This window comes from Intrasporangium sp., assembly GCF_040414665.1.
Lineage (GTDB): Bacteria > Actinomycetota > Actinomycetes > Actinomycetales > Dermatophilaceae > Intrasporangium.
In genome coordinates this window covers 1-5,423 of sequence record NZ_JBEDUL010000156.1, presented here as the reverse complement: position 1 = coordinate 5,423, position 5,423 = coordinate 1, and the positions used below count along the sequence as shown (strand labels likewise).

At 69.9% G+C, this 5,423-nt stretch carries 8 protein-coding genes; 4 read left to right on the top strand and 4 right to left on the bottom strand.

Annotated features, from left to right (window positions below; translation table 11 throughout):
• Both ABF401_RS16745 and ABF401_RS16740 read left to right on the top strand, forming a co-directional pair.
• On the top strand, window positions 1-626 hold a 626-nt coding region (locus ABF401_RS16745), incomplete at its 5' end, for an ATP-binding cassette domain-containing protein (RefSeq protein ID WP_353510715.1).
• Window positions 623-1,480: an ABC transporter permease subunit gene (locus tag ABF401_RS16740; RefSeq protein WP_353510714.1), complete on the top strand. Its 858-nt coding sequence runs from the start codon at window positions 623-625 to the stop codon at window positions 1,478-1,480. The genes ABF401_RS16745 and ABF401_RS16740, both read left to right, overlap by 4 nt.
• A 69-nt stretch (window positions 1,481-1,549) precedes the next feature.
• Here the strand turns inward: ABF401_RS16740 and ABF401_RS16735 are convergent, their stop codons facing one another.
• The 4 genes from ABF401_RS16735 to ABF401_RS16720 are packed head-to-tail and all read right to left on the bottom strand — an operon-like array spanning window position 1,550 to window position 4,044.
• Complete coding sequence (locus ABF401_RS16735; protein ID WP_353510713.1) at window positions 1,550-2,302, bottom strand: energy-coupling factor ABC transporter ATP-binding protein; 753 nt, start codon at window positions 2,300-2,302, stop codon at window positions 1,550-1,552.
• On the bottom strand, window positions 2,299-3,063 hold the full coding sequence (gene cbiQ, locus ABF401_RS16730) for a cobalt ECF transporter T component CbiQ (protein ID WP_353510712.1): 765 nt from the start codon (window positions 3,061-3,063) through the stop codon (window positions 2,299-2,301). Before cbiQ ends, ABF401_RS16735 begins: the two co-directional genes overlap by 4 nt.
• Before the next feature lie 4 nt (window positions 3,064-3,067).
• On the bottom strand, window positions 3,068-3,358 hold the full coding sequence (locus ABF401_RS16725) for a PDGLE domain-containing protein (RefSeq protein WP_353510711.1): 291 nt from the start codon (window positions 3,356-3,358) through the stop codon (window positions 3,068-3,070).
• Window positions 3,355-4,044, bottom strand: a complete 690-nt coding sequence (locus ABF401_RS16720) for an energy-coupling factor ABC transporter permease (RefSeq protein ID WP_353510710.1) — start codon at window positions 4,042-4,044, stop codon at window positions 3,355-3,357. The genes ABF401_RS16725 and ABF401_RS16720 overlap by 4 nt, the downstream gene beginning before the upstream one ends.
• Before the next feature lie 161 nt (window positions 4,045-4,205).
• On the opposite strand from ABF401_RS16720, the gene ABF401_RS16715 reads away from it, so the two are divergent.
• Both ABF401_RS16715 and ABF401_RS16710 read left to right on the top strand, forming a co-directional pair.
• Window positions 4,206-4,382, top strand: a complete 177-nt coding sequence (locus ABF401_RS16715; RefSeq protein ID WP_353510709.1) for a hypothetical protein — start codon at window positions 4,206-4,208, stop codon at window positions 4,380-4,382.
• Between the two features lie 16 nt (window positions 4,383-4,398).
• Window positions 4,399-5,423, top strand: a 1,025-nt coding sequence (locus ABF401_RS16710) for an FAD-binding protein (protein ID WP_353510708.1), incomplete at its 3' end; no start/stop codon positions are given.

Sequence of the window (5,423 nt, the reverse complement as noted above, 5' to 3'; positions counted from 1 at the left end):
AGGTCCTCACGCTCGGCGCCATCATGATGGGCGTCGGCCGCAACCGGGTCGACGAGATGCTCGACCTCGTCGGACTCACGGACAAGGAGTCCGGCCGGCGAGTGCGCAACTACTCCCTCGGCATGCGGCAACGGCTCGGCATCGCCCACGCGCTGATTGGTGATCCCGAGGTGCTCATCCTCGACGAGCCGGCCAACGGCCTCGACCCGGCCGGGATCCGCTGGATGCGGGACCTTCTTCGCGGCTACGCGAACCAGGGCGGCACGGTGCTGCTCAGCTCGCACCTGCTCAACGAGATCGAGCGCGTCGCCGACGAGATCATCGTCATCGGCCACGGCCGGATCGTGGCCCAGGGCACCAAGGAGGAGCTGCTCTCCGGCGCCGGCACGTTCGTCCGGTCCACCGACGACGCCGCGCTGGCGACGGCGCTCACCTCGGAGGACGTCACCGTCTCCAGGGCTGCGACAGGCGGCCTGCACGTCGACGCCGAGCCAATGACGGTCGGCCAGGTGGCCGCCGCGCGGAGCATCGTGCTCGTCGAGCTGCGCGCCGGCGACAGCCGCGGTCTCGAGGAGATGTTCCTCGAGCTGACCGCCGCGACGGCCCGCGAGGAGGTGGCGGCATGAGCACCACGACCACGGTCACAGCCGCACCGAACGGCTCCGTCGTCTCTCCGACCGCCGAGTCGGCGCTGCCGTCAGTGGCGACAATGCCCGAGCGAATCCCGGGAGAGCGGCCGACGACCGCTGTGCCGTTCGTCCGCCTCATCGGACTCGAGCTGCGCAAGATGTTCGACACCCGTGCCGGGCGTTGGCTGCTCATCGCCATCGGGGCGATCATCGCGACCGCGCTCGTCATCATGTTCTTCAACAACTCGGGGCACCACGGCTTCGAGGACTACCTCACGGCGACGACGACGCCGTCGGCCATCCTGCTGCCGATTGCCGGAATCCTCGCGGTGACGTCGGAGTGGTCGCAGCGGACCGGTCTGGTGACCTTCGCCCTCGAGCCGCGGCGTGGTCGCGTGATCTGGGGCAAGTTCCTCGCCGCGATGCTCGTCGGGGTCGCCGCGATCGTTCTGTCCTTCGCCCTGGCCGCGGTGGCCCACCAGGCGGCGATCACCATCCAGGGCTACGGCGGGGACTGGGCACTCGACAACAACACCCTGCTCGGCGCGGCGCTGTTCGTCCTCCTCGGCGTGGCCCAGGGCGTCGGCTTCGGCATGCTGCTCCGCAACACACCGGCTGCGATCGTGCTCTACTTCGTGCTGCCGACGGCGTGGGCGATCCTGGGCGACATGGTCAGCTGGCTCGCCACCGCCGCGTCGTGGCTGGACCTGAACCGCACGATGAATGCGCTGTTCACCGTCGAGTCGATGACCGGTGAGCAGTGGGCGCAGCTCGGGGCCTCCGTCGGCCTGTGGGTCGCGCTGCCAGTGGCTCTCGGCATGTGGCTGCTCCACCGGGCCGAGGTGAAGTAGCCGGCACCCTCGCCGGCAAGAACACCACGTAGGTCCGACGCACCGGGACTGGGGGCCGGTGCGTCGGACCTACGTGCTGTCTTGCGGCGTCGGGACGGTGAAGCCGAAGGGCAGCTCGAGCCGGTGGCGTGCCATCAGCTCTGCGTCGGCGAGCAGCTCCGAGGTCGGACCGTCTGCGGCGATGATGCCGTCCGAGAGGATCACCGCCCGTTCGCACAGCTCGAGGGCGTACGGCAGGTCGTGGGTCACCATGAGGACCGTGACGTCGAGGGAGCGGATGATCTCGGCCAGCTCGCGGCGGGACGCCGGGTCGAGGTTCGAGGACGGCTCGTCGAGGACGAGGATCTCCGGGTTCATGGCGAGAACCGTCGCCACCGCGACCCGCCGGCGCTGGCCGAAGGACAGGTGGTGCGGCGGCCGGTCGGCGAACTCGGCCATGCCCACGCGCTCGAGGGCGTGGAGCACCCGTGCGTCGAGCTCGTCGCCGCGCAGACCGAGGTTGGCCGGCCCGAACGCCACGTCGTCGCGGACCGTCGGCATGAACAGCTGGTCGTCGGGGTCCTGGAAGACGATGCCGACACGGCGCCGGATCTCGCCGAGGTTCCCCTTCGTGACGGGCAGGCCGGACAGCATGACGGACCCGGACCCCGCAGTCAGGATGCCGTTGAGGTGGAGCACCAGCGTGGTCTTCCCGGCGCCGTTGGGACCCAGCATGGCGACCCGCTCGCCACGGTGCACGTGGAGGTCGACACCGAAGAGCGCCTGGTGTCCGTCGGGGTAGGCGAACGCCAGGCCCCGCACGTCGAGGACGGGGGCGCTCACGGCGTCACCAGCGCGGTCAGGCTGACGAGAGCACACGACAGCGGGAGTATGCCGCTGAGTGCCCACTGTGCCCCCGTGGCGGTCAGGGGTCGGAGCGTTGGCAGGCGCCCCGTATAGCCTCGCGACAGCATGGCCAGGTGGACCCGCTCCCCACGCTCGTAGGACCGGATGAAGAGCGTTCCCAAGGTCGCTCCGAGAGCCGGCCACTGTCGCACCGAGCGCGCTCGAAAGCCTCTCGACTCCCGAGCGATCCGCATCCGGGCGAGGTCGGCTATCACGACCTCGGTGTAGCGCAGCATGAAGCTCATGATCTGGACGAGCGGCTGGGGCAACCGGAGCTTCTCGAAGCCGGCGATGATGTCGCGCGCCTCCGTCGTCGCAGCGAGCAGGAGGGAGGCGAGGACGCCGAGCGTGCCCTTCGCCAGGAGCGCCGCGGCCGCCTCGAGGCCGGACTGCGAGACCTCGACGGGCCCAACCGCCACGCGATCACCGGTGGCGACGAACGGCAGCACCAGCGCGAAGACGACGAACGGCACCTCGATGACCATCCGCCGTGCCAGGTGCCCGAGGGGAACTCGCGACACGAGAACCGCGCAGGCAAGCGCCAGGAGGTGAGCGGCATACGGCCAATAAGTGCCTCTTGGGGTGGCCACGACGGCGAGGACGTACCCGACGAGCGCGACGATCTTGACGTGCGCCGGCAGCCGATGGAGGGGTGAGTGGCCGTGGTAGTGGAGGGCGTGGCCGTGCGGAGCGCCCATCGGATCAGGTGCGGCGGCGGAGCACGACGAGCACACCGCCCATGAGGAGGCCGGTCGCCGCGACCCCGATGACGCCGGCCAGCCCGGTCGACAGCCGCCCCGAGTCGACGCCCTTGGTCTCGTAGTGGGCGACCGGGCCACCAGCAGTTGGGTGCTGCTGCGCCGACTGGGCGAACCCGGTCGTCTGGGCGACGTGCTCCAGGCCGTCTGGGCTCCTCGACGCGTACCAGGAGAGGACTCCTGCGATCAGCAGGCTGACCACGAGCGCGATGACGGCGAAGCGACGCGTGCTCATGAGCCCACCTGCTCCCGGATCTCGAGGGGGCGCGCGGCGACGAGGTCTCGAGCTCCGGCCACCAGGTCCGGGCGAACCGCGACGACCGACCCGACGACGAGCGCCGTGATGAGCGCCTCGCCGATGCCGATGAGGGCGTGCCACGACAGCATCGCGGTGAGGACCGAGCCGATCGGGATGTCGGCCTGGCCGCCGATCGCGAAGAGGCCGACGAACATGGCAGCGGCCGCCGGCACGCTGACGAAGGCGCCGAACGCTGCGGCGACGGGAACCGAGGATGCCTTGCGTGGCAGGGTCGCCCGCGCCGCGCGGAAGGCGAACCAGCCGACCCAGACGCCCACGAGGCCCATGAGGACGACGTTGGAGCCGAGGGCTGTGATGCCGCCGTCGGCGAAGAGGAAGGCCTGCACGATGAGCACGACCGACAGTGCCAAGGTGGCGAGCCACGGTCCGGCCAGGACCGCGGCGAGCGCACCGCCGAGGAGGTGGCCGGAGGTCCCGGCGCCGACGGGGAAGTTGATCATCTGCCCGGCGAAGACGAAGACGGCGACGAGGCCGGCGATGGGGGTCGTCCGCTCGTCGAGGTCGCGACGTGCGCCATTCAGGGCGGCGGCGACCCCTGCCGTCGCGACGACTGCAGTCCCGATCGATGTGGGGACGTCGAGGAAGCCGTCAGGAACGTGCATGGCCCGAGTCTAGGCTCAGGTGCGACTAGGTCGCATCTGCGTCCGGACGCGCGATCCTTCCCATCCTGCGAAGTCCGGAGGATGCTGGTGGGGTCGGGCGAAGGGCGGTCGCTGTGGCGACGAGAACGAGTTTCACCGGTGAGACAGCCCCCTGCGGCTCAATGGTCGATGGCACCCGCTACCGCGACAGCGACGACGAGGGGATGCGGGTCGAGCACGTCCACTACGGCTGCGGGTGCGAGGACCTCCGCGACGACTTCCACGACGGCAGCACCCATCGTCGGGTGACCCATCACCGAGGCAAGGTCCTGATCGACGAAGAGCTACGCGGCGAGTGAGGCGGTGGACCCTGTCATGAGCGCCGATCACGACGTCCTCGTCATCGGGGGCGGTGGCGCGGGGCTCCGGGCAGCCATCGCGATCGCGGAGACGGAGCCAACGCTGCGTGTCGCGATCGTGTCCAAGGTCTACCCGATGCGCAGCCACACGGTCTCTGCCGAGGGTGGTGCCGCGGGGGCGGTCGCGGACGATGACAGCCTGGAGGAGCACGCCTACGACACGATCTCCGGGAGCGACTGGCTGTGCGACCAGGACGCGGTGGAGGCCTTCGTGGCGGAGGCACCCCGCGAGCTGCTGCAGCTGGAGCACTGGGGCTGCCCCTGGAGCCGGCAGCCGGACGGCCACATCGCGGTGCGCGCGTTCGGTGGCATGAAGAAGAAGCGGACCTGGTTCGCCGCCGACAAGACCGGCTTCCACATGCTCCACACGCTGTTCCAGACGTCGCTGAAGCACTCCGAGGTCGCCCGCTACGACGAGTGGTTCGTCACCCGGCTGCTCGTCGACGAGGGCCGCGTGCAGGGTGTCGTCGCCCTGGAGCTGACCACGGGGCGGATCGCACCCATCACCGCCAAGGCGGTCATCCTCGCGGGTGGGGGCTGTGGACGCGTGTTCCCGTTCACCACCAACGCGAACATCAACACCGGTGACGGCATGGCCCTGGCGTGGCGTGCCGGGGTGCCACTCAAGGACATGGAGTTCGTGCAGTACCACCCAACCGGCTTGCCCTTCACCGGGATCCTCATCACCGAGGCCGCCCGCGCCGAGGGCGGCTGGTTGGTGAACAAGGATGGCTACCGCTACCTCCAGGACTACGACCTCGGCACCCCCACCCCCGAGCCGGTGTTGCGCAGCATGGAGCTCGGCCCGCGCGACCGCCTTTCGCAGGCGTTCGTCCACGAGGAGGAGAAGGGCCGGACGATCGACTCGCCCTACGGGTCCGTCGTGCACCTCGACCTGCGGCACCTCGGCGAGAAGCTGATCGACACCAAGCTGCCCTTCGTGCGCGAGCTGTGCCTCAAGTACGAGAACATCGACCCGGT

Bases quoted from the DNA above. Each gene is read 5' to 3' on its own strand.
- cbiQ (WP_353510712.1), bottom strand. From the start codon at position 3,063: ATGGGCGCTCCGCACGGCCACGCCCTCCACTACCACGGCCACTCACCC.
- ABF401_RS16725 (WP_353510711.1), bottom strand. From the start codon at position 3,358: ATGAGCACGCGTCGCTTCGCCGTCATCGCGCTCGTGGTCAGCCTGCTG.
- ABF401_RS16720 (WP_353510710.1), bottom strand. From the start codon at position 4,044: ATGCACGTTCCTGACGGCTTCCTCGACGTCCCCACATCGATCGGGACT.
- ABF401_RS16715 (WP_353510709.1), top strand. From the start codon at position 4,206: ATGGTCGATGGCACCCGCTACCGCGACAGCGACGACGAGGGGATGCGG.
- ABF401_RS16740 (WP_353510714.1), top strand. From the start codon at position 623: ATGAGCACCACGACCACGGTCACAGCCGCACCGAACGGCTCCGTCGTC.